General features: G+C 33.8%; 15 protein-coding genes and 1 pseudogene. 7 read left to right on the forward strand and 9 right to left on the reverse strand.

All coding sequences use genetic code 11. From position 1 onward, the window contains the following. Nucleotides 1-302: 302 nt before the first annotated feature. The 3 genes from TERY_RS17670 to TERY_RS17680 all read right to left on the reverse strand — a co-directional run bounded on the left by TERY_RS17670 (nucleotide 303) and on the right by TERY_RS17680 (nucleotide 4,914). The gene (locus TERY_RS17670; RefSeq protein WP_011613072.1) at nucleotides 303-791 is read right to left on the reverse strand and encodes a DoxX family membrane protein; all 489 of its coding nucleotides are present in this window, start codon (nucleotides 789-791) and stop codon (nucleotides 303-305) included. Between the two features lie 535 nt (nucleotides 792-1,326). Continuing rightward, nucleotides 1,327-2,796: an FAD-dependent monooxygenase gene (locus tag TERY_RS17675; RefSeq protein WP_011613073.1), complete on the reverse strand. Its 1,470-nt coding sequence runs from the start codon at nucleotides 2,794-2,796 to the stop codon at nucleotides 1,327-1,329. 123 nt (nucleotides 2,797-2,919) lie between these two features. Further along, complete coding sequence (locus TERY_RS17680) at nucleotides 2,920-4,914, reverse strand: protein kinase domain-containing protein (protein ID WP_011613074.1); 1,995 nt, start codon at nucleotides 4,912-4,914, stop codon at nucleotides 2,920-2,922. A gap of 1,111 nt (nucleotides 4,915-6,025) precedes the next feature. Between TERY_RS17680 and TERY_RS17685 the strand changes: the two genes are divergently transcribed. Further along, nucleotides 6,026-7,381 (forward strand): FAD-binding protein, encoded by a 1,356-nt coding sequence (locus tag TERY_RS17685; protein ID WP_011613075.1) that lies wholly within the window; start codon nucleotides 6,026-6,028, stop codon nucleotides 7,379-7,381. A 556-nt stretch (nucleotides 7,382-7,937) separates the two neighbouring features. Next, a complete protein-coding gene (locus TERY_RS17690; protein WP_011613076.1) occupies nucleotides 7,938-10,655 on the forward strand; it encodes a DEAD/DEAH box helicase in 2,718 nt (905 codons plus the stop codon). Nucleotides 10,656-11,000: 345 nt separating this feature from the next. Here the strand turns inward: TERY_RS17690 and TERY_RS33455 are convergent. From TERY_RS33455 to TERY_RS17705, 4 genes and pseudogenes are all read right to left on the reverse strand, one after another. After that, nucleotides 11,001-11,126 (reverse strand): annotated as a pseudogene (locus tag TERY_RS33455) (porphobilinogen synthase); the annotation flags it as partial. Nucleotides 11,127-11,229: 103 nt separating this feature from the next. Further along, a complete protein-coding gene (locus TERY_RS17695; protein ID WP_011613078.1) occupies nucleotides 11,230-11,535 on the reverse strand; it encodes a hypothetical protein in 306 nt (101 codons plus the stop codon). A gap of 320 nt (nucleotides 11,536-11,855) precedes the next feature. Further along, nucleotides 11,856-12,728 (reverse strand): S-methyl-5'-thioadenosine phosphorylase, encoded by an 873-nt coding sequence (locus TERY_RS17700; protein WP_011613079.1) that lies wholly within the window; start codon nucleotides 12,726-12,728, stop codon nucleotides 11,856-11,858. Between the two features lie 800 nt (nucleotides 12,729-13,528). Continuing rightward, nucleotides 13,529-14,362 carry a Tab2/Atab2 family RNA-binding protein gene (locus tag TERY_RS17705; RefSeq protein WP_044137759.1) on the reverse strand — a complete coding sequence of 278 codons (834 nt, stop codon included), beginning with the start codon at nucleotides 14,360-14,362 and terminating at the stop codon, nucleotides 13,529-13,531. 1,012 nt (nucleotides 14,363-15,374) lie between these two features. On the opposite strand from TERY_RS17705, the gene TERY_RS17710 reads away from it, so the two are divergent. After that, complete coding sequence (locus TERY_RS17710; RefSeq protein ID WP_044137761.1) at nucleotides 15,375-16,637, forward strand: valine--pyruvate transaminase; 1,263 nt, start codon at nucleotides 15,375-15,377, stop codon at nucleotides 16,635-16,637. Between the two features lie 268 nt (nucleotides 16,638-16,905). Further along, nucleotides 16,906-17,610 (forward strand): class I SAM-dependent methyltransferase, encoded by a 705-nt coding sequence (locus TERY_RS17715; RefSeq protein ID WP_011613082.1) that lies wholly within the window; start codon nucleotides 16,906-16,908, stop codon nucleotides 17,608-17,610. Nucleotides 17,611-17,920: 310 nt separating this feature from the next. Here the strand turns inward: TERY_RS17715 and TERY_RS17720 are convergent, their stop codons facing one another. Then, nucleotides 17,921-19,123 (reverse strand): amidohydrolase, encoded by a 1,203-nt coding sequence (locus TERY_RS17720; protein WP_011613083.1) that lies wholly within the window; start codon nucleotides 19,121-19,123, stop codon nucleotides 17,921-17,923. Between the two features lie 1,134 nt (nucleotides 19,124-20,257). Between TERY_RS17720 and TERY_RS33460 the strand changes: the two genes are divergently transcribed. The 3 genes from TERY_RS33460 to TERY_RS17730 all read left to right on the forward strand — a co-directional run bounded on the left by TERY_RS33460 (nucleotide 20,258) and on the right by TERY_RS17730 (nucleotide 22,824). Further along, a complete protein-coding gene (locus tag TERY_RS33460; protein ID WP_155994478.1) occupies nucleotides 20,258-20,401 on the forward strand; it encodes a hypothetical protein in 144 nt (47 codons plus the stop codon). Between the two features lie 346 nt (nucleotides 20,402-20,747). Beyond that, a complete protein-coding gene (locus tag TERY_RS17725) occupies nucleotides 20,748-21,689 on the forward strand; it encodes an ABC transporter permease (RefSeq protein ID WP_370495770.1) in 942 nt (313 codons plus the stop codon). 202 nt (nucleotides 21,690-21,891) lie between these two features. Continuing rightward, complete coding sequence (locus tag TERY_RS17730) at nucleotides 21,892-22,824, forward strand: ABC transporter permease subunit (protein WP_011613085.1); 933 nt, start codon at nucleotides 21,892-21,894, stop codon at nucleotides 22,822-22,824. A 392-nt stretch (nucleotides 22,825-23,216) separates the two neighbouring features. On the opposite strand, the gene TERY_RS17735 is transcribed toward TERY_RS17730, so the two are convergent. Then, nucleotides 23,217-24,605, reverse strand: coding sequence for a cytochrome P450 (locus tag TERY_RS17735; RefSeq protein WP_011613086.1), 1,389 nt, complete (start codon nucleotides 24,603-24,605; stop codon nucleotides 23,217-23,219). Nucleotides 24,606-24,911: the final 306 nt, after the last annotated feature.

The following is a 24,911-nucleotide window of genomic DNA, read 5'->3' on the forward strand; positions in this document are numbered from 1 at the left end:
TACAGGACTTACACAAGAACTCTGATCATTAAATACCGAATAACACCGACTAGCACCCAGCACCCAGGCCTTAACATTTTGTCAGAAACAACCCCCAAACCGAGAAAAAAACCTGCCACCTTACGGTATCGTCGAAAATACTAAAGACGACCTACCATACATCCCCACAGAATGTCAATTAGATCTAAAATAGTCAGGACTTACCCATGGTGGTGTCCTGACCGTGAGTGCAGATGCAATTCGCCCCTACATGTTTGACCTAAATGAATTTACGTAGTCCTGATCTTCAAAAACAAATTCTTCTAGTCAGAATTTCCTACTTTTTGGGCAATGAGGCGGTCAAGAGAAAATGAACCACCGCCATTAAAAAAACAGAATAAATACATAGTTGCGTAGAGTGATGCTGTCTCAAAAGAAGAAACTACAAACCCATCTTCCCGCAGATGAAAATATATAGCTACCATCATAACAGATAATAACGCGATCGCAGCCGGTCGTGTCAGTAGTCCCAAAATCAGCAATATGGCCCCAACTATTTGGGTATAGGCGGCACAGTAGGTTAGAAACGTCGGGAATGGAAAACCCAGTGTCTCAGAAACAACATGAGATGCAAAACCCTCAACATCGGCAAGCTTATCAAAACCATTATGAATCATTATGACCCCAGAAATTACCCGTAATAACGTCCACCCTATTTGAAATATCAGATTAGAATCTTGATTAGAAGCGAAAATCAAAGATAGGAAATTCAGAGGTTTTTTATTTGTGATATTTGAAGTACTGTCTGTCATAAATTAAACTCCTTTGTATTAAACCTAAAGACTTGCTTGTCTTATTTGCATAAATACTTTTTCAAAAATCATTAAGCAAAAAAGTTAAAAAGGCTAAACAGAAAAGACTACTAGGGGTAACTACCTAAATAATCTTTGGATCACTAATTTTTTTGCTGCACCAACTGAATATCTAATTGTAACAATATTTTAAGAATTAAGACAAAAGTTTAAATATATCTATTATCTAATCTGAAAAGTATGGCATATTCAAACTCCACAAGACTTAGAAAATTCAAGCGATCGCCTTTTAGAAGAGCTTAACCATATTCCTGTAGAACAAAAATGGAACAAAGAGAAATCAAAAGTTAAAAATCAAAAATCAAAAGTCAAAAGTGAGATGAATGAAATTAGAAGTCAGTGCCATAACTGTAGTTAGAGCTGAGGGAAGAAACCCAACTACAATAGAAAGCTTGTTGGTTTCACTTCGTTCTATAAGGACCTAAATTTTTCTACATGCTTTGAGATTTTTTCCGTGTTTAGCTCCACTACTCTCCTACAATAATGTTTGCATAGCCTCCTCAATATTCCGAGAGAAAACTGCTTGATGATACTTCTGTAACTTCTCAGATGAAGAAAAAGGCCTACCTATTAAAGTTTGTTGTTGAATGTAAGTCACAAATGGACGACGCAAAGCCTCATATTTGCTAAAAGCTGCTTCTATCGCTGTTATATCATCCCACTTATTTTGCTTATTAATCTCAGCCACCAAAGTAGCGATCGCTGCAGCATCCTCTAGTCCTTGGTTAGCTCCTTGACCAATAAACGGTGGCATACCATGAGCAGCATCTCCCGCCAATACAACCCGTCCCATATTCCATTTAGGCTGTTCTGGAGTAGAAACAGTGGCATGATGAGTATAATACGGACGTTGTATAATCTGATCTGGGTCAGATAAAGCTACCAACTGTTGAATTATCTCTGGAAAGCCTGCTTTTTTTAACTCTTCTACGGCAATATCAATTAACTCTTCTCCCGATTTTTCAAGCAATGACTCTAAAGGGAAAGCTCCATGGAGGAGATATCCAAACTGACAAGGTTGAAGAGAAAATAAAATCATTCTGGGAACATCACTATCGGGAATTTGATTATTTTTGATAGTTACTATATTAGGAGAACTATGAAAAAATCTTTCCTTAATTTCTTCTGAAAGTGCTTCTGCGACCTGAAGTGTTCCACCATTGCCAATTGCACCAATACCAGAATATTCTGGTTGACTATATCCACTGTATAGAGTATTTTTATAGATTACTTGACGGACCTTAGAGTTAATTCCATCTACTCCTAATAATAGTTTAGCACGAATTGATGTAATTTCTGATTCCGGATATTGGGAGGAATTCACACCACTGATCTTATTCTTTTCTTGTGGATCATTCCAGTGAGAATAGGGGTTAGTTTCTACTTCCTGATCAGACAGAAAATCTGCTCTCACACATTCAAATTCTGGCTCAGTAACTACACTAATACAACGATGATTAGCTTTAACACACTCAACTGGTAATAGTTTTCTTAGTTGAGTTTGTAACTCGTACCAATAAATAGGGACTCTACCCTCCTCGTAATTTTGAAAATATCCATCGTATCTCAGGGGAAAAGGACAAATTTTTTGCCCATTCACATTTATGACATCCCATTCTGGCGGAGGCTGTTTTTTTTCTGTTCCAGTTTTCTGACTTGTCTGTAGTGAATTATTTGGTTGATCAATAGTAGCTTTAATATTCTTGTAAGCTTTAGAATCAATATATTTAAGAGCTTTTAAGCCATTGGGTAAAAGATCAATAACCTGACCAACTTTACGGAAAACCTTAGTTTGGTCGAGAACAATAATATTTTCAATTCCACGTTGGCGTAAACCGAGAGCAGTTGCTAGTCCCACTGGGCCAGCACCGACGATCGCTACATCATAATCAATTTTTGGACTGGAGTTTTCCCCTAAAAATGGTTCTGTCTGTTGTAGTTTCATAAATTAATCTTAAATAATGATGATAATTATTTTTTAATAAAATAAAGCAACTATTGTTGCAAGCATCAGCTAAAATTTTTATTTGTATTAGTCCTTTAATTATAAACATTCAACTAACTGTTTTTATGGAACCTGCCAAATTTTAATAGTTTTATCATTACTCCCACTTGCTAAACTCCTACCATCCTGACTAAACACCACTGAAAACACATCGCTAGAATGACCATTAAGAGTTTCCAACAACTCCCCAGTCACAGCATCCCACAAATTAATCACGCCATTGCGATACCCAGCAGCAACTATTTTTCCATTCGGACTAAACCCCACTGACAAAACATCACTCACACCATACTTCAAATGTTGTATCGGTGTAGAAATAAGTTCCCCTCCATAAACCTGCCATAACTTAACAGTACCATCCCGACTACCACTGCCTAATACTCCTCCATCCGGACTAAAACTTAGCGATCGCACCCAGTCTGAATGACCTTGAATGCTAAATAATTCTTTTGCCTTTTGCAAGTCCCATATTTTAATAGTTTGGTCGCGGCCGCCACTTGCTAAAATTCCACCATCTTTATTAAAAGCAACAGTATAAACCCGGTCTTGATGTCCGGCCAAAGTAAACCAGCGTCTTGCCTTCTGCAAATTCCAAATTTCAATAGCTCTATCCCTACCTCCACTCGCTAACATTTGATTATCCGGACTAAACGCCACCGTATCCACCCAGTCAGAATGACCAAGAAGAGTAAACCAACGTTTGCCTTTTTTCATATCCCAAATTTCAATAGTTTTATCCCGACTGCCACTCGCCAACATTTGATTATCCGGACTAAACGCTACCGAACTTACCGAGTTACCATGACCAGTGAGAGTAAACCAACGTTTACCTTTAGTCATATCCCAAATTTCAATAGTTTTATCCCGACTGCCACTCGCCAAAATTTGATTATCCGGACTAAATGCTACTGAATTTACCGAGTCAAAATGTCCAGTCAAAGTCAAGACACATTTCCAAGTTGACTGTTGTGGTTGAGGAAGAACTGTCGGCTGTATAACATAAGGGGGCGCAGTGATCGAATTTGTAGATTGTTTTGTTGGCTGTTTGGGAGACGTATATGTCGCCATCGTTGGCCTATTAGGAATGGGAGAGCTTGTCGATCTTTTAGTTGTGGAAGCTGTCGGTGGAAAAGTATTAGGAGCAGTAGGAAATGCCTGAGTTGGGTTTAACTCCTTCATTACTTCTAGAGCAGACTGGTAACGTATTTGGGGGTTAGTCATCAGCATTTTATCAATAACTTTTCCGAGTTTACTATTAAAAGGCTGATTTAAATAATCTCGCCATACCCATTTATCTGCCATTACATCAAATAAATCAAAAGGAGATATTTGAGTCAACAAATAAATACAAGTTACTCCCAAACTATAAATATCACTAGCAAAAATAGCATGACCTCTTAATTGTTCTGGAGCCACATATTCTGGACTACCAATTATTGTTCCTGGCTGCATTAAAGAAGTTCCAGTAATAACTTTAGCCGCACCAAAATCAACTAAAACTAATTTATTAGTATTAGTCATCCATCCTATAGTTTCTGGAGTAGAACTACGACAAATAATATTTTCTGGTTTCAGGTCTCGATGAATTACTTTCTGTTCGTGAATAAACTTTAAAACTGGTAATAATTCATTCAACATTTGTTGAATTTGATTACTATCAAAAGGACCATTTTTTATTGACTCTTGAGCTAAATTAGAACCATCAATAAATTCCTGTACTAAATATTGATAATTATCCTGTTCAAAGTGAGCTAATAATTCTGGAATTTGTGGATGTTTACCAAGTTCATCTAATCTAACTGCCTCTTGTTGAAATAACTCAGCAGCCTTTTTTGGATCCCCAGTATTTTGAGGTAAAAATTGTTTAATTACACAGGGAGGATGAGAAGGTTTATCTTCATCCACAGCAAAAAAAGTCCGACCAAACCCACCCCTACCGATAGGTTTTATGGGGCGATATCTTTCTCTGAGCAGTAACTTTGACCCACAGGCGATGCAATATAATGTCCCTTCAGGATTTTGGGGATTTTGGCATTGAGGATTTAAGCAATAACTCATTTTAACAAGATTGGGCTAATATCTCTATGTTAATTATTTTCAGGAACTGATACCAATTGATTTTAAAGATGTCACAAATAGTTTCAAACTTTAAATGTCAAGTAATTTATTAATATTAGTGTACATTAAAAGTATGGTATTAGGGGTGGGTTTTCTACTTCCGCACTAAAAACAAATTTTGACCTCCTAATTATAGGAATTACTATATTCCTAATTTTCAATTTATATAATATTCGTGAGACGCAATTCTCAACCAAGAAATATATAAGAATAAATAAAGTCTCTTCAATGAGATTATTTTTTTGTGATACACACCATTAACTAATTAGCAAATCGTGAAAGTAGAGTGTTTAAGATTTGCAATTTATTGCAAATCACCCAATCCTAATTTTCAATTTATATAATATTCGTGAGACGCAATTCTCAACCAAGAAATATATAAGAATAAATAAAGTCTCTTCAATGAGATTATTTTTTTGTGATACACACCATTAACTAATTAGCAAATCGTGAAAGTAGGGTCTTTAAGATTAGCAATAAATTGCAAATCACCCAATCCTATAAAATGTACAATCTAATATTATAAAAAATGTAAAAAAGCAGATTATTCTACTTTTATAGCATCATCATCCTAGCAATTTAGACTAACAAATTATCCTACAAGCTTAGTAGGATACATTTATTCCTTTATTCCTTAATTTTTATATCTAGCTCTGAGAAAATACTCGCAAAGTTATCTCTCAGGAACAAAAACTAGATACTTTTTTAAAATACCTAAAAAGGCTAAAGTTAACATTAATAATTATAGCATAAAATTAAAATATATGGCAAAATCAGGATAGTTAAAGTAATTGTCAAAAAATCATATATCAAATACGACTTTTTTAGAGCTAATTGTTCAAGTAAATATTAAGAGGCTAAATTACTTGCTATACTTAGGTTGAGCGAGTTATTTACCACTCAGCCCCAAATTACTAAAAGCTAAGTAAAATAAGACTTTTAGCTAAGTTCACAAATCAACCCTTACCAGGAAAAGTCTATATATTCCCGCCCTAAAGCGCGGAGTATTATAAATGCCAAAATCCAACTTTTAGATCAATTTATAATACCAATGACAATAACTAAAACAAAACTAATAAATTGGGATGACTTAGCATCAGAGCTAACAGATATCGAAATTATTAGAGAACCAAATCAAGTTATTAAACTCTCCTTAGATTATTATCATTTCAGTCCGATTTTACAATCAAAACTGAAAGATAAAAAAGCTAATTTAGTTCTCAGACCCACCAATGAAACAGAAGTTTTACAAATAGCTAAAACCTGCGTTAAATATCAAGCACCTTTAACAGTTAGAGGAGCTGGAACTGGTAATTATGGGCAATGTATTCCTTTAGAAGGAGGGGTAATTCTCGACACTACAAAAATGAATAATATTAATTGGATTAAACCAGGTTTATCTTCTGTTGAACCAGGGGTAAAATTAGTCGCTTTAGATAAAAAAGCTAAAGAAATTAGTTGGGAATTAAGAATGTTTCCCTCAACTTATCGTACTGCTACAATTGGGGGATTTATTGGTGGTGGTAGTAGTGGAATTGGTTCAATTAATTATGGTGCTTTGAGAGATCGTGGTAATCTTTCTGCAGTGCGAGTTGTTACTATGGAAGACGAACCAAGAGTTATAGAATTGCGCGGTGATGATGTACAAAAAGTTAATCATGCTTATGGCACAAATGGAATTATTACTGAATTAGAAATACCTCTAGCTCCTACTTATCCTTGGGCAGAATTAATAGTAACTTTTGATGATTTTATGACCTGTGCAAAATTTGCTCAAGCATTAGGAGATAGTGATGGAATTGTCAAAAAGTTGATTACTATTTTTGCTTGGCCGATACCTAGTTTTTTTGCTGGTTTAAAAAAATCAATTCCTCAAGGAAAACATTGTGCTTTTTTAATGATATCTGAATATAACTTGGAGCTATTTCAGGATTTAGTTAAAGAATTTAAAGGTGAAATTTCTTATCAAAAAACTGCTCAAGAGACAAAGAATGGTACGCCAATATATGAGTTTACTTGGAATCATACAACGTTACATGCTCGGAGTGTAGATACAAATTTGACTTATTTACAAAGTGGTTTTCCAAGTGATAAAAACTTAGCACTTATAGAAAAAATGTATCGGCATTTTGGGGATGAAGTAATGATGCATTTAGAGTTTATGCGAATAGATGGTCAAACTACACCAGTAGGATTACAAATTGTCCGTTATAGTTCAGAAAAACGACTGAATGAAATTATTGAATATCACGAAGAAAATGGGGTAAATATTTTTAATCCTCATACCTATATTTTGGAAGATGGAGGAATGAAAACTACGGATTTTGAACAGTTAGAATTTAAGCAAAAAGTAGATCCATTAGGATTATTAAATCCGGGAAAAATGAAAGCTTGGTTAGAGAGATAGGAAGAGATATAGAAAGAGATACAGGAAAAAATATTAGGGTAGTTCTTGTAGGGTATGTTTTCCTGGGAAATGTCAAAGGCGAGTCGTAACATACCATCTATATTATGCGATCGCCGTAAATTTTATGTTGGTAGTTCGACTGGTTTTGCTATTTTTTTTCATCAAGAGATATGAAATGGTTAGGATTTAAAATAGGTAAGTTATCTACTTCTGCTTAACAAACAACTTGAGTAATTAAAATATCATCAATTCTACTTCCTATTCAATTCAAAGTAACCATTTTTAAGAATATTTTGATGACCTTTAATTATGCTTTTAACTTAATAATATTCTTATTCAGCAATTAATTAAATCTCTTACAAGAATAAATATAATATAATTCCCCGATAAATTGTGCCAAAAAAACTATGGATATTGACACATTTTTTGATGATATTTTTGTGCTTTTATTTTGATTAAATTACCATTAAAAATAATAACTTAATTGCTACAATTTATTATCCTATAATATCATATTTTTGATACTATTTTTACCTTTATCTGCAAACAAGCAAAGATGACAGATCAACCGAAAAACTCTACTGATATTATTCGAGCTGGAAATCAACTACCATCTCCTCCAGAATGGTTAAAAATTGGCGCCAAAGTCTATTCTCCTGAACATGGAATAGGTCAAATTACAGCCGTATTAGGAAAACGTTTAATTGTAGACTTTTTAGAAAGCCATAAACCAGTACATTTTTTAGATTGGCAAATAGCAATTAAGAAGAAAGAGATTAATCCCAGAGATGGTAAAAATTTTAATCATCAAAAATTACAAGAAGCCAAAAAATCAAAGATATCCTCAGCAGAAATAGAAGCTATTCCTCGACCTGTCTTTCAAAAAATAGCCCAAGAATTTTTAGATAATTTAGTAGCAATAGATAACACGCCACCAACTCCAGGAAAACTCTATCCTTTACCAGAAGATTTACCAATTACTCTCAAAAAAACTCTGATTATACACAATATTAGACAACTCTATGAACATCAAATTGAATCATTAACTGCTCTGAGAAAAGGATTAGATCTTTGTATTTTTACTCCCACAGCTTCTGGCAAAACTCTCTGTTATAACCTCGCCATTTTAGAGTCATGTTTACAACAACCTGAGACGAGAGCATTATATATTTTTCCTCTCAAAGCACTGGCATTAGACCAAACCCAAAAGCTAGAAAGAATGGTCTCATATTTTCCCAAAAATTCTGTCAAAATTGGATTAATTACAGGTGACATATCTTCAGAAAACAGGAAAAAATTATTTATCCCCAACCCACCCAATATTTTAGGTGTCAGTCCAGATTTATTACATTATCAACTATATAAAATTACCAGCAAAGATAGAGAAAAATGGCGCCAATTTTTTCAACAACTCCGATATGTAGTTATAGATGAATCTCATACTTATATAGGAGCTTTTGGTGCTCATTTTGCCAACTTAATTCGACGGTTAAAAATGGTAGTAGATATCGTAGGCGGTAGTTCAGAAAAATTACAATTTATCTTTAGTTCAGCAACTATTGGAAATCCCGCAGAAATGGCAATGAGATTTAGCGATCGCTCCCACCAACCAGAACGACTTCATCTAATATCAAAAAGTGGTGCTGATAGCTCGGGTAAAACAATTTTATTTCTGGAACCAAGCCAGATTGCTAATCCTGATTCTTGCAAAATAATTCTATCTTGGTTACGCTATAATTTGACTGGAGTAGTATTTTCTAATTCCAGGAGTGCGGTCAAAAAATTGTTAGGAATAATTAAACGAACAGCTGATAAAAATGGAGAGAGTTATTTAGCAGATAAAATAGCAATTTTTTATGGTTCTTTAGAGTTTCATAGGCGACAGGATATTATCCAAAAATTACAAACTGGTGTAGTCAAAGTTATTCTTTCTACTTCTGCATTAGAAGCAGGAATTGACTTACCTGAACTTGACTGTTGTTTAGTCCGTGGTTATCCAGGTAGTTTAATGTCTTGGAAACAAAGAATTGGTCGGGTAGGAAGGAAAAATCCAGGGTTAATTATGTTTTTACCAGTAGCTCAAAATACTTTAGATAATTTCTATGGAAATAAACCAGATTTATTATTAAATGGTGAGGCAGAAAGTGCTACTTTTAATCCTAATTATCCAACAATTTTGGGCAAACATTTAGAATGTAGTTGTGTCGAAAGTGGAATACCTTTGAGTGAAATAAAAAAACGTTTTGGAGAAGTAGCTAAAGTAATTGTTGATAGCTTATTAAAACAGGAAAAAATATATATTAATAACTCTAATCAACTTTGGGGGTATGGTTATCCTCATCGGAATGTTAATTTGCGTGGTCATGCTCAAAATGATGTGGATTTAATCAATGTTAATACTGGAAAAAGCTTTGAAAAAATGCCAATGAGTCTGGCGCATAAAGAAGTATTTCCAGGAGCAATTTATTGTGCTCAAAATTATGATGGTGATTTAATAAGCTATCATTCTGAAAATCTTGACTTAGATCAAAAACAAGCAATTTTAAAACCTTTAGCTAAAAATTATAACTTAGAAACTGTACCAAATAATCAGTTAGCTATTAAAGAGATTCAGCAACTAGAGATACCTCAAATAATTCAAACAAATATTTCCCACGCGAGATTAAGATTAAGTCTATTTTGGGGAGAAGTTACATTTTTAGTAAATGGTTATCAGCTACTTGCTACTAAATATGAAAAAGGAGTTGAAAAGACTACAGTTTTAGATGAAAAGAATTTCGATCCTCCCTATCAAACTCAATATCAAGCTCCAGTTCTTAAGGTTGAAATAAATGATGCTTTTAGTCAAGCTATACGGGAAAGTATTCGAGAAATTCAGTATAAAATTAAGGATAAATATAAAACAAAAATTCCAGATAATTTGAAATGTTTATGGAGTTGTAATCCTGATTTTATTGCATTGCATAGTATGGGTCATCAAATCATATCTGCTATTCCATTAGTAGTGTTAAGTTCGAGTCAAGATGTCGAATTCTTTGTTCAGCGACAAGGAGGAGAAACTATAGGTTATTTTTTTGATACTTGTGATGGTGGAAATGGAGCGAGTGAGGCAATTTTTAATCAACTGTTGAAGTTTGTTCATAAGGCAATAGCATTAGCAAAAAATTGTGATTGTGAATATGGTTGTCCCCGGTGTTTAACTCACCATCGTTGCCCTCAAAAAAATAAAGGTTTGTATAAAGATTTAGGGTTGTTGCTATTGCAAGCTATATAATATTTAGCTACTACATCTAATAGCATTTATCAAAAGCTTTTCTATATTTTATTGAGTAAGAAAGTAGAGAAGTAGAGAATTAAATAAGAATTAAATAAGAATTAAATATAAGAATAAATAACATTAACTTAGATAAAGATATAGGAAAAAAGTTATTTATTTTATCTTTATTATTTAATAACTGAATTATTACAAAGAGTTAGCATTAATGCATGGGAATTAGTATATAATTAAAGGGATAAAAAACTAGATGGTTTTTATTAGAGTTAAAGCCCTACCTACAAGTTTGTTACCCCATGAGCTTCACATCACAACCAAAAAATTGTAGGGACCTTGCATGCAAAGTCCCCATAGCTTCAGTTCTTTATCATCAGAGATGCCAAACAAGATAACTCCAGGAATTCCCAAGTCATAGACTTCCTTTGCTTCCTCAACAATTTTATCTACTGAGAGCTGATATACCCCTGGCATTGGCATTAACCAATATGCTTAGTATCCCTCCTTTTTTCGGAAAGAGCTGTTCATAGGCAAAGAGCTTTTCATAATCTTTGAGGCTAGTTGTATGACCTTTTGATTATTCTTCCATTAAAAGTTTTACAGCTCGCCCTAAAATATCAGAAAATATTGAGAAGTCATTTTTCTTGATCAGGGAAAACAAGAGGTCATCAATTTCATGAAAATCTTTGGATACACCTTTAATCAACAATTGGAGCAAAATTTTACTGACTTTAGCTATAACTCTAATTTTTGTTGAGATTTTTTCTTTAGAGATGACTTCACAGATATATTTAACTACATCATCTCTTTTTCCTTCATCACCATAATTTCCTCGGTTTGCAATTAGAGTATTTATAAAAAGAAGACCTATGGTTTTCGCCAATAAGAAAGACCATTCACTAGATGGTTATTCTTGAGGAGGTAACTTATCCAACATTGCTACAGAAGGAATGTATGTATAGTTGTATTGATATTCCTATCTGGCTATTTCCAAAAGCTCATTTACCGATGAACTTGTAATATGTTTTAATGAGTTAGTCATGTTCAATTATTTCCTTCCACTAAAAACTAGATAGAGTTTTTTCAACAAGAATTCAGGAGTTAGGACTCTCTAGGAAATCAAGGTTTGATTTACTAGAGCACTATTACAAGTCAATGTAAATTTATCAAAATAGTTCTGAGTCCTGGCTCCTCCCTTCAAAATTAAATATATTTCTGCAGTAATAATTCCAACTTTTTCTTAGTTGCAGTAGGTGCTTTATCTAAAGGAGTGAAAATAGCATCTTTTAAAGCTGAATGAGAATCAGAAACAAACTGATTTTTACTCAATATGCGCACAGTTTCCTGAATAACTTTTTGAGCATTCGCCACATTCTTATTTAAATTATTAACTACCATTTCTACAGTCACGCTATCATGTTCTTCATGCCAACAATCATAATCTGTAGACAAAGCTAATGTTGCATAAGCTATTTCGGCTTCCCTTGCTAATTTTGCCTCTGGCAAGTTTGTCATCCCAATGACTGTTGCACCCCAACTGCGATATAAATTTGACTCCGCTTTAGTAGAAAAAGCAGGCCCTTCCATACATAAATAAGTGCCACTACGATGCACATTTACATTTTCTAACTTTAAACTTTCCGCAGCATCCGCTAGTATCTTTGCTAGTTCAGGACAAGTAGGATTTTCAAAAGTAATGTGTGCTACTATTCCTTCACCGAAAAAAGTAGATATGCGATCTTTTGTCCTGTCAATGAACTGGTCTACTACTAATAGGTCTAGTGGCTTGACTTCTTCTTTGAGAGAACCAACTGCAGAAGCAGAGATTAAATATTTTACACCTAAACTTTTCATACCATAGATATTAGCACGAAACGGTAATTCAGATGGTAATAAAGTATGGTTGCGATTGTGTCTGGGTAGAAATGCTACTTGTATTCCTTCTAGAGTACCAACAATAAAAGCATCAGAGGGAGAGCCAAAAGGTGTATCTAGTTTGATTTCTTCTACATCTTTGAGTGCTTCCATTTTGTACAGACCACTACCGCCAATAATGCCAATCTTTGCTTTGCTCATTATATTTCTATTACTCTAATATTTTACCAGATATAGGCTTGTATTATTTGAAGCCAAATTACTTTGGAGTGATTTTAATTGTTAAAAACAAATCAAAAAAATCTATCTTTTGATTATACTCGTAATTATCTATGATTTTTATGAAATCTTCATAAAAACTACCGAAATTTTACCGTAATATCGCTCAAAAAAAACTTAACAAAACTATTAATAATTTTTAATAACTTATTTTTTTTCTGGTCTATACATTTTTAGTTTCTTATGTATATCTATCATTGATACAATTTTTTTTCTTTTGTTGCCAAATTATCTAATTATTTAGTTTATAAAAAAATCAATAATAGTACAATTAAAGTTATAAAATTTTCACAAAAATAAGCTATAAAAAAATATTTTTACAATTCATAAAATTTCAAGATTAGAGTTATTATTTTTGATTTTTTTTACTATCTATTAAAGAAACAACTAGATTAAAAAAGTTTATTAAAATATTAGTAGAGCAAATTAGTATTATCAAATAATATGAGTTGAAAAATATAGCAAAAATATTCAGTTATAGCTTTAAATATTGAGCTATTAACTAAAGTCAAGACTATTGGCTTTTAAGGATTTCAATTTTATTAATCTCCTCACACTTTTTTAAAATTTATCTATTGCTCATAAGTTTCTAATTAGTATTAAGAATAGATCTAGTTTAATCACTTTCCTAAAATAAATTTTAACGACAGTATTTGAGCTAAAAAATACTTACTATTTTCTTGATAAAGACTTTGACAAAATTGATTAATTAATTTTCCAATTTAATTTGACTCTAATAACCAAAACCCACTATAAGTCATTCCAGAATCATCAGGTTGCACTAATAAAAAATGTAGTCCTTCGCTCTGCTGTTTTCTTTGCTCATAAGCCTGAGCTGCTCCTGATACTTCTTGGTCTGCAAAAGTAGCAACTACCCACCGATCTACTAACCCCGTCTCTAAAATTAACCCATCAGGATCCCCAGAAATATATTTTAAAAGGTATGGTCGTGTAGTTTCTAACCATCTCGCTAATTTCATAGACTGACGACCACCATCAATAACTACTCCTGGTATTGGTAGTGTTGAAGATAATCCTAAATTTAACGGCAAAAGAAATTCTGGTGCTTCTAAAACAGGTATAGGGCGTTCAATAATATCCCCAATATTACCAGCAGGTAATGAAGCAAATCTCCAGCGATCGCCCCACAAATTTTCAGCTAATGGTACAGGTGGAGGAACATCTAATACTAAAGGTTCATAAAATTCCCCAGTATATGCTTCCATATCCTGATATTGTTGCACCCTTTCCAGTAACCATTCTTTTAAAGCTGTTGTGCGTCTAGTCGGTTCTATTTTCAATCCTAACATTTGAGCGGCAACTTCTATTAACCCCAAAGACTGAGGTCGAAATACTTGAATTACATCTGGTAAACCTTGGCCTTGAGCCATTTTTTGCAGTTGTGCCACGAGCCAACTCGCTTTAACTTCCGACTGGGGACACATAGCAATAAATTCTAAGCTACGAGTAGGAGTGCAAATTAATAATTCCCATAATTTTTGGCCTTGTTTATCTTGGAGGGGACGGCGGTAATAATCTACTTGCCAAATAGTTATAGTATCCATTTTTGACATCAAAATTTAATCAGAAAATTTGAAATATTTGAGATTTACTCCTCAGCAGTGCCAAGCAGAAAGGTTACATCTGAGAGTAGGCCAGAAAAAACAGGTACATCAAGAAGGGAACTAAATGCTCCTTCTCACCAAAAATTTCAATACATTGTCAAATTGTCAAGTAACATCAGCTATACTCCGTTCTCTTGTTTGACAATATTGTTCTAAGTTTTCCCGTTATCTGTCATCTAGTCTAGTATTTATTTATTCCATGTTTACTTATGATATATATCTATGCTATTCCTTACTAAAACTATCATAATTAAGAGTAACAGATTGTATTAGCTCATTAATATAAATCTTTGCCAAATACAGAACAAAAGCAAACGAAGAGTGAGGGGTTAGATATGTTCCGCTATCAATATAATTATCTATTGGCGAGTTTGAGAAGTGCTAAAACTTTTATGATTTAATGGCCAGAAAAAGCTGACGCCAAACCCCACAATTCAAATTGTGAAAGCGAAATAATTGTTGACAATTTTACTTCATTATCAGAGATAGTGACCCAAGCTAGTTCGAAAGTTTATACAGTTAGTTATAAAGATCCCAAACCTAAGCCAGACTTACACAAGGGAGAATAGAAGGGAAAAAACTAGTTTAAGTCATTAGCTATGCCAGATTTGAGAGACGAAGCTTATGCTACTCAAAATCTTACGATTGGATATGTTCAACTATTCCTAAATAAATATCAATAATAAATAAATGATCACAAATTCAAAAATGTATAAGTTCAGTTATTGATTCATGTTTTAAATTATCAACGCCTTTTAAATTATATCTAAGTCAAAGAATTAATTTATAAAAATAAAATATAATACTACGTTTGCAATATCAAATTAGGATAAGCTTACCATTAAAGTTAATATTACAGTCAAACTATTACACATAATAATAATTATATACTATTTGCTATAATTAAGCAAATGTCAACCCAAATTATTAATTGAATCCTATGATTAATCCTGCCTTGAGTCAATTTGGTACAACAATGTCCCGCCTGACAGGTGTGCGGGCTATTATGGCAGATATTATTGCCACCCTACGGGGGGGTCAAGGTCAGGAATTTCTTGACTTCAGTTCTGGAAACCCGCTTGTTTTACCAGAAGTAGAAAAATTATGGAAAGACTGTACCACAGAATTATTGGCAAGTCCAGAGTATGGGGAAGTAGTAGGACGCTATGGTTCTTCTCAAGGTTATCAACCTTTTATTGATGCCGTTGTTAATGACTTTAATTCTCGGTATGGGTTGAGTTTGAGCGATCGCAATGTTTTGATTACTCCTGGTTCTCAGTCTATATATTTCTATGCTGCTAATGCTTTTGGAGGATATACTGACAACCAAACTCTGAAAAAAATTGTTCTACCCCTTAGCCCAGACTACACTGGTTATGGTGGAGTTAGTTTAATTCCAGAGGCAGTAGTTGCCTACAAACCAACTCTGGAAATTGATGATGAGGATCATCGCTTCAAATATTGTCCCGACTTTAGTCAACTCGTCATTGATGAAAATACTGGTTGTGTTATTTTCTCACGCCCCTGTAACCCCACTGGTAATGTCATTAGTGTTGATGAGGTCAAAAAAATTGCCCATCAAGCCAATGTTTATGGTGTGCCAGTATTGGTGGATGCGGCTTATGCTCCTCCCTATCCAGGATTAAATTTTGTCGACATGGAACCTGTTTTTGGGGACAATATTGTTCATTGTATGAGTTTATCAAAGGCTGGACTTCCAGGAGAACGAATTGGCATTGCTATTGGAGATGAAAGAATAATTGAGGTTTTGCAAGGGTTTCAGACTAATATGTGTATTCATTCTCCTCGTTATGGACAGGCGATCGCTACTGATGCAATTAATTCTGGGGCTCTGGCAGAAATTTCTACTAAAGTAATTCGGCCTTTTTATCAAAATAAATTTTCGATTTTAGAATCAACTTTAGAAAAAGCTTTACCAAAAAATTTGCCCTGGTTTCTCCATCGTTTTGAAGGAGCTATTTTTGCTTGGTTGTGGTTAAAAGATTTACCAATGACTGACTGGGAATTTTACCAAAAGTTGAAGGAAGTAGGAATTATTGTTGTGCCTGGTAGTTCATTTTTCCCTGGTTTACGAGAAGAATGGCCTCATAAACAACAGTGTATTCGTATTAGTTTAACAGCTCCCGATGAGCATATTCAAGAGGGAATGGAACGCTTGGCAAAGATGATAATTTCAATTTTTTAATCACATCATCTGGAGAAAGAAGCAACAGCAAAAATATACTAATAATTAAGTTTAACTAGTTTTTTTTAGTTGTGATTATCAAATATAATTGAGCTTTCTTTTAGTCAAAATAATTTGTATTCAAATTATTTTAAATTCCCTATTCGTTACTTCCTAACTGAATGCTTAACTTTCAAAATTTAATTTTTGAAGTTAAAAATTATTCTCATGCGAGGGTGTTATCAGATATATAAAGATATTATAAATAGAAAAAATTCATTATTGAAATATGATAACTGTCAAAGAAGCAAGAGAAAAAGCACTACATTTTCTTAGTGAACAAGGACTGGAAAGAGAATTTCTTGAAAATGTCTCAATCAAACTTGATGATGCAGAAAAATTAATTAATATAAGCCGTCACAAACAGCCTCAAAAAATATTAGAAGTTAGTACTTTTGTGGAAGTCTCTACTGCTGTATTAGGATTGTGTTTAGCAGAAACAAAAATTGTTTGTATAGATGCCGACTTTCCTGTAGAGCTTCAAAATATCCTCTGTGTTAAACAATTTAAAATTGACAATCAAAAGACTAATTTATATTTTGTTGAAAAAGTTTTACTATACTTAAAAATTTTGACAAAATTTACCCTGAAGCGAGGTTTTTTTTCCTGTTTTTTTCCCAATCAAAAAGATTTGAATAAAGTTGTGAATTATGGAATTAAACCTGAAGACAGAAAAATTATTGGTCCAGAAGTCTGTGAAAAATACGGACCATTTGATCTGGGATTTCTAGATGGAAACCATCGAAAGGAAGCTGTAAAACAAGACCTAACATTACTATCTAGTTATATTAGACCTGGAGGAGAAATAGTTCTTCATGATGTAGGTTTAGATTACTGGGGACAAGAAGTAAGACAAGGTGTCGAGCAATTTTTAAAAGAACATCCTCAAAAAAAATTTCGTATTGAAGGTGAAATTGGCTTTATTTCAGTTTAACTTTGCAATGTATAGTTGAATGTGCTCAAAAATTCTAGATGCCGAATTTTTCATACTTTTTATAGTTTTTTTATAGTTAGAGAGCTCATTCTATAATATTAAATTGGTAGTCCTAAACAGATAAAAATATTAAAAGATATTAGTTGCTATATTCCTTTAATTGTCAGAAGGTAGACGAGAAAAACCATTACTTGTTTACCACTACCATTAAATTTAATAGCGGTTTTCACTTTATAAATACAAAACTTCCCCTGAAAGCCAAAATCTCTGTATCCTTGAATCATGAAAACTGCTATGAGTTGAGCGTGTTTTAGCTATCAGTTGTTGTTACCTTTGTATGATTATGCCAATATTTATAAGCAGCATAAGCTAAAACCACTACACAGGTAACAATAGAAGACTCATCTACCTCAAACTGGGGATGATGAAGAGGATAATTATATTTATCTTTATACCCAACTCCTAGACGAAACATCATACCAGGCACTTTTTGAAGATACATAGAAAAATCTTCTGCACCAAGAGAAGGCTCTGGTAAAACAATAACTCGATCGCTACCCCAAGCCTCCAAAGCTACTGACTCAACTAATTGAGTCAACACCGGGTTATTTTGCACAGATGGTACCCCCTGTCGATAATTCAGTTCATACTTAGCGCCATAAGAATTACAAATATTGGCCACAATATTTTCAATCCAGGCAGGTAAAGTTTTGTGGGTATCTGGATGAAGCGATCGCACAGTTCCCGACATTTTGACCTGATCTGCTATCACATTTGGCGCCCGACCGCCACTAATCTTACCAATTGTTAACACTACCGGTCTCAAAGGATTATGAGTTCTACTAATGGCCTGTTGTAAATTAGTAATTATCTGAGAAGAAATCCAAATAGCATCTGTGGCTTCGTGAGGGCGGGCACCATGACCAGACTCTCCAATAATTGTTAATTCCAAATCATCAGCAGCAGCGGTTAGTGCCCCATGGCGAATACCCACCGAACCTGCAAGAATACTTGGGTAAACATGGACTCCTAAAATTGCCTCTACATTCTCAAGGACTCCATCTTTAATCATCCAATTTGCACCTTGAGATATTTCCTCTGCTGGTTGAAATAGAAAACGGACATCTCCTGGTAGAAGTTCTCCCAACTCAGATAATACCATTGCTGTACCTAAGCCTACAGTAGTGTGAATATCGTGACCACAGGCGTGCATAACTCCAGTATTACGAGAAGCAAAATCCAAATTAGTACATTCTTTAATGGGCAAACCATCCATATCAGTACGAATTGCCAGCCATTGATTATTGTTAGTACTACCTTTAAGTTCCCCCACGATGCCAGTTTTACCAACAGCTTCCCGCACATGAAGACCGCAGGAAGATAATACACCTGCAACATAGGCAGCGGTTTGGTGTTCTTGGCCACTTAATTCTGGGTGGGAGTGAATATGGCGACGAATTTCAATCAGACGAGGTGCTAGAGTAGTTGCTAATTCTTTAATTTTGTTTAACATAGATAATTTTTTTGCCTATTCTTTAGATTTATTTAACTTAATAAAAAGCCTTTTTCTGAAATTGTAGGTTGGGTTTTAATGCCTTAACCCAACCTCTTGATTTATGTTTATTTACTGATATTACCCAGCTCAACAATGTTTCAAGAATTTTAGTGATTAGTTGAAAAGGAAATATCAAGGGTTTCAGATATAGGGTGCCTAACATCAGTTATTTCCTAGAAATAGGAAGCAATAAAACCTATAATTACTTTAATAAAAGTAATAATTAATAACTGGTATATTGATAACTGAAAAAAAAATTATCTGAAAGAGCGATCGCTTTACCTCAAAAACTTTACAAAAAATATGTCAAAGTTTTTGTACAACTAGGAACAAAAAAACTATAATAGTTAATACAAAGTATAAAATTTAACTTTTCTACTAAATTTGATAAAAAAATATTAATTAATGAAACATTCAGATATTCCACTTTACACTTAGGTCGATGTCAAAGATATTTTGCTAGATATACAACCCGATAAATTACCTAAATAGTTAGTTTGGGCTAGATGTTATTGGGATGAATTAAGTATAGGAATTAGTGTTGAGAAAAAACGAAGCTAAAAATTGGCGGAAATAAGTTTTTGGTTCTAGATTTCGAGTATATAAAACTAAAGAAATAATCGAAAAATTCATAATATTTATAATATTAAAAGGCCTAAAAATACAAGATAATAATGAGCCTAATTTTAGAGTATTAAAAAGTAATAAATTCGCGAATATTTCATAAAATTAGAAAGCACGAAAACAGAAAAAATAAACCTTACTATTTGGTTTGAATAAACAGAGCAAAAAGCGCCAAATCCTAAATGAAAACCTAGTTTTGAAAGACCATAATTTATTTAGTTTGAGCACAAAAATATAGATCTTCAACCTCCCCAAATATTTCCATCAAATATTCCTCCAACCATAGCTTTTCATTCATTTAGAGGGGGAGTAAGAAGAACAACTCATGCCCAAGCTTGAGCTCAAGCTTAGATTTCAGAAAAAACTACTAAAAAACGAAAAGTACTTATGGTAGATGGAAACCTAGAAGCACCAGAAAAAAGACTCTTATAAACTATTCAACCTTTTCTGGAAAAAGACCAAAAACAAATGAGCATAATTACACCATTTGCACAAAATTTATTAGTATTGCCCCAAATTTGGAAAGATATCATAAATATTCTTCAAGAGTCAGAAATAGTCGAAAAAATGCGCATTCTTTTAGAATGGTTACCAAAGGATTTAAATATTTAGGTGACACAACTAAAATAGTTCAATAAGCGTAGGTAAGATTAAAGTATAAAATTTAACAATAATAGAGTTAGTATTAAATTGCACTATTGTTAATATAATATCTAAATTTATTTGGTGTGTTTGATTAGGTGTAAGTGGAGTTGAGGTATAAAAATGAACAATTAATAATAGAGCCAGTATAGGTTTTAACTGTTTTTCTAATCAGACCCACATTTGTTTTATTAGGTTTAGTATAACAGAATAAAAAAATATCTTAATTTCCAATCATTTGATGCCAAAAATTCTTAAGTCAATTCTATTCCCAATATTCGCAGTCTTAGCCGCATTATTAGTAGGAGCAGGTTTAATGATCTTAGCAAAAACTAACCCTGTAACTGCCTATACTGCCCTATTCCAAGAATCTCTAACTACCTACTTTGGTTTCAGCAATACCCTCAGCAAAACCACACCATTATTATTAGTAAGTTTAGGAATATTAATAGCATTACGAGCAGGTTTATTTAATCTCGGTGGCGAAGGACAAATTTATATGGGTGCTTTAGGCAGTGTTGTCATCGGACTATATTTGCCGAATTTACCAATGTGGATACATTTACCCCTAGCATTAGTAGGAGGTTTTCTTCTAGGAGCAATTTGGGGAGCGATCGCTGGTTACCTCAAAACTGCCCGTGGTTTAAACGAAGTCTTGACCACCCTACTACTAAATTACATCGCTCAAAACTTTGTCAATTATATGGTAAATGAGCCACTTATCGCCCCCAACGCCCCCAGTCCCTACACCCCCCTAATTGCTGAGTCAGCACGTTTGCCCATAATTTTACCCAAAACTCAAGCTCATGCCGGAATTTTATTGGCCTTAGCTATTGCAATTATTTTAGCAATAGTCTTGTCCTTCACCGCCTTCGGTTATCAAGTGGATGCTGTGGGACAAAACCCTACTGCAGCTAGTTACGCTAAAATACCTGTTAAACAAACTATTATCACAGTAATGGGTTTATCCGGTGGCTTGGCAGGTTTAGCAGGAAGTACAGAAGTATTAGGAGCAAAATATCGGTTATTTGAAAATTTTTCTCCCGGCTATGGTTTTGACGCGATCGCCATTGCTTTATTAAGTCGGAGCAACCCACTAGCAGTAATTTTAACATCCTTATTTTTTGGTGTTCTCAGGAGTGGAGCCAATGTAATGCAACGTAGTGCAGGAGTATCGATCACTGTTATTTATGTTATTCAAGGCTTAACAATGTTATTTTTAGCAATAAGTCTAGCATTTGAGTCTAGATCCAAGTAAAGACATCCCACAAACTTGCCAGGAAATTTTTAGCACTCCTGTATAGTCATGGTAGATAGGGACGAACAATGAACAACACCGGGAACAGGATACTCCTAGTGCCTTTTCCCTGAAAAAATAATTAAAAACAATTAAAAATAATTACAGTTATTTCCTTCCAGCTCTTAAAAAATCCTAGTTTCCCACTCATCTAATTTTTACAATGAAATTTTCAAACATCGACTTTTTTTCTGACTATTTATCTGCCACAATTCGACTTTCTATACCTCTAGCTTTTGCTGCTTTAGGTGGATTATTTTCCGAACGTTCCGGCGTACTTAATATTGCTTTAGAAGGAATGTTATTAACAGGAGCTTTTGTCAGTGCAGCTGTTTCTATTGCTACTGGAAATCCTTGGATAGGAACCTTAGTAGCAGTTTTCGCCGGGGGAATTTTAGGCTTAATTCATAGTTATCTTTGTATCAGTTTAAAAGTTAATCAATTAATCTCTAGTTTAGCAATAAATTTAGCAGCATCAGGATTAACTGCTTATGGTGCTAGATTATTATTTAATAGTGGCACAATTGCTTTGCCAGGCATTGAAAAAATCAATCTTTTCGGATTAAAAAAATTACCTATTGGGGAAATATTTTTTAATCAAGACTTATTATTTTATTTATTATTGTTATTAATTATAGTTGCTAATTATATCATTTTTAATACCAGTTGGGGTTTAGCTATAAGAGCAGTTGGCGAATATCCTCAAGCAGCAGCAACAGCCGGAATATCTGTTAGTTTAGTCCGTTATTTAAGCGTAAGTATTAGCGGTTGTTTGGCAAGTTTGGGAGGAGTTTACTTAGCATTAGTTCATGTGAAATTTTTTACCGAAGGCATGAGTAGTGGAAAAGGTTTTATTGCCTTAGCAGCCATAATCTTTGGTAGATGGCATCCAGTTTATACCGTTTTAGCCTGTTTATTATTTGGAGCAACAGAAGCTTTGCAATTGAGAGTTCAAGCTTTTAATCTAAACATTCCCTATCAATTTTTAAAAATGTTACCTTATATTATTACTCTATTAGCCTTAATTGGTTTAGCAGGTAAATCTACCCCTCCTGCTGCTTTAGGAAAAGTGTATTTTAAAGATAGTAAAAATTAGGAGGTGTAGTAGAGGAGAAAATTTTCCGAAAAATAGCTACTGACACTTAAACAAAACATAACTAGAAAACAGACTCAAATTATCTTCACCTTAATGCTTATACTTTGGCGGATATTACCAGATAGCAGAAAGCACTTATTCTCAAAGGTTAATTCCAATTGCGGCTATATTTTATACGCAAACTTTATACACAAACAATGCTACCAAACATGATTAAAAACTAAGTAAGGACCTTCTATAGAACATCCCTACTTAGGCTTCTAAAATCACCCAGACTGTTGAATCAAGTAATCTCTAGAGCAACTAATAGCAATGCTTCAACAGAACTATCAGCAAATAAATACAAACTCATATGTGAAAGTGACAGCTATTGAAAAACCGTATTTCTCTACTCAACCAGACGTTAAAATAGGCTGGCTAACTTTCTGCCACGATTTTTTTGGTTTCACAACCATCCGCATATTTGCTGGTGGCGCCATAGTTAACCCTCTCCGGACAGGGCTAATTCTTTGGTTAGGCAATAACTTAAGTTCCCACTGTGATAAAATTGTTGCCAATACCAATTTCATTTCAAATAAAGCAAAAGCTGAACCTATACAACGACGACTACCCCCTCCAAATGGTAAATATTCATAAGGTGAAAATTGTCTTTCCAGAAAACGTTCTGGTTTAAACTTTTTAGGTTCTGGATAAATATCCTCCCGATGATGAGTCAGATAAATAGGCACTATCGCCACCATTCCCGGTTCAAGTTGATAACCCATAATTTCTATAGGTTTCTGAACAACTCTAGGGAAAGCATTCATAGCAATAGGATAAATGCGAAGAGTTTCTTGACAAATAGCGCTGAGGTAAGGAAGTTTAGTAATAGCAACTTGATCCGAGTTACTAGGAATAGTTGCTAATTCTGCCATGAGTTTTTCACCCACTGATGGGATCATATCAATCCAATATAATGCCCATGCTAAAGCTGATGCCGTAGTTTCGTGACCAGCGAAAAGCATTGTCAGTAGTTCATCCTTAATTTCTTCGTCGCTCATAGCATTACCTGCTTCATCACGGGCTTCTAGTAATAAACTAAGAATATCATCACGATGATTTCCTTCTTTCTTTGCAGTTTGAATTTCTGCAATTATTAGTTCATGGAGTTCTTGCTTTTTGCGCAAAAATCTCCCCCATGGACTCCAAGGACCCCAGTCTTTTCGTAAAAAATTGAAGAACAGAAAAGTAGAGCTGAGGGGAGAACTCATAGAGTCTAGAAGATCAGACATAAGAACTCTAAGTTTTTCATAACTTTTTCCTTCTTGATCTAAACCAAATACAGCAGCAAGAATTACTTTGAGAGATATTTCTTGAGTTGACTTGCGAATAGGAAAAGGTTGTTCTATTTTCCACTGACTAATAACATTAGAAGTGATGTTATAGATTAGGTCTCCATATTTACGCATCCGATCACCATGAAAAGGTGGCATTAATAGTTTTCTTTGTCGTTTGTGGCGATCGCCATCTTGGAGCAATAGAGAATTTAGGCCCACAAAATATTTTAAAATACCATTTATACTTCCTGAGGTAAAAGTATCAGGATCCGCGGTAAAAATTTGTTGAATGGCTTTAGGATTGCAGAAGTAGATGAAAGGATACAAGGAGTTAGTATTCGTTCTAAAGATATCTCCATATTCAGAGTATCGCTCTTCTATGGCAGATAAGGGACTAAAAATAAATTTCCATGTCCGGAGTCTTCGTTGTAATGGTGACAGACTTGGGCCATCAGGTAGGGTCATATTATAATTTTTGTGATACTTAATTAAGTTCTATTTTATCTATTTTATCTATATTAATGGCCACAAAAAAACCAAATATTAGGCTCAATTCTGTAAAAATGATTAAAATTAAACACTTATGTATCGTATATCACTTTTAGTTGATACTTTATAGAATTATTTTGTTGCCTAGACTTAGTATAAGGAATATAATATAAACATCTACTCTCACCTCATTTAAAAGTTTCCTATAGAAAAACTCCTGTATGGTAAAGCTAGTAAGTATACTAACCTGATCTACTGAAATTAAATTGAAGACAGTAAAAT

The organism is Trichodesmium erythraeum IMS101, from assembly GCF_000014265.1.
In the GTDB taxonomy this organism is placed as follows: Bacteria; Cyanobacteriota; Cyanobacteriia; order Cyanobacteriales; family Microcoleaceae; genus Trichodesmium; species Trichodesmium erythraeum.

Coding starts and splice junctions, on each gene's coding strand:
- TERY_RS17670 (WP_011613072.1), bottom strand. CDS start 791: ATGACAGACAGTACTTCAAATATCACAAATAAAAAACCTCTGAATTTC.
- TERY_RS17675 (WP_011613073.1), bottom strand. CDS start 2,796: ATGAAACTACAACAGACAGAACCATTTTTAGGGGAAAACTCCAGTCCA.
- TERY_RS17680 (WP_011613074.1), bottom strand. CDS start 4,914: ATGAGTTATTGCTTAAATCCTCAATGCCAAAATCCCCAAAATCCTGAA.
- TERY_RS17685 (WP_011613075.1), top strand. CDS start 6,026: ATGACAATAACTAAAACAAAACTAATAAATTGGGATGACTTAGCATCA.
- TERY_RS17690 (WP_011613076.1), top strand. CDS start 7,938: ATGACAGATCAACCGAAAAACTCTACTGATATTATTCGAGCTGGAAAT.
- TERY_RS17700 (WP_011613079.1), bottom strand. CDS start 12,728: ATGAGCAAAGCAAAGATTGGCATTATTGGCGGTAGTGGTCTGTACAAA.
- TERY_RS17715 (WP_011613082.1), top strand. CDS start 16,906: ATGATAACTGTCAAAGAAGCAAGAGAAAAAGCACTACATTTTCTTAGT.
- TERY_RS17720 (WP_011613083.1), bottom strand. CDS start 19,123: ATGTTAAACAAAATTAAAGAATTAGCAACTACTCTAGCACCTCGTCTG.
- TERY_RS33460 (WP_155994478.1), top strand. CDS start 20,258: ATGAGCATAATTACACCATTTGCACAAAATTTATTAGTATTGCCCCAA.
- TERY_RS17725 (WP_370495770.1), top strand. CDS start 20,748: ATGATCTTAGCAAAAACTAACCCTGTAACTGCCTATACTGCCCTATTC.
- TERY_RS17730 (WP_011613085.1), top strand. CDS start 21,892: ATGAAATTTTCAAACATCGACTTTTTTTCTGACTATTTATCTGCCACA.
- TERY_RS17735 (WP_011613086.1), bottom strand. CDS start 24,605: ATGACCCTACCTGATGGCCCAAGTCTGTCACCATTACAACGAAGACTC.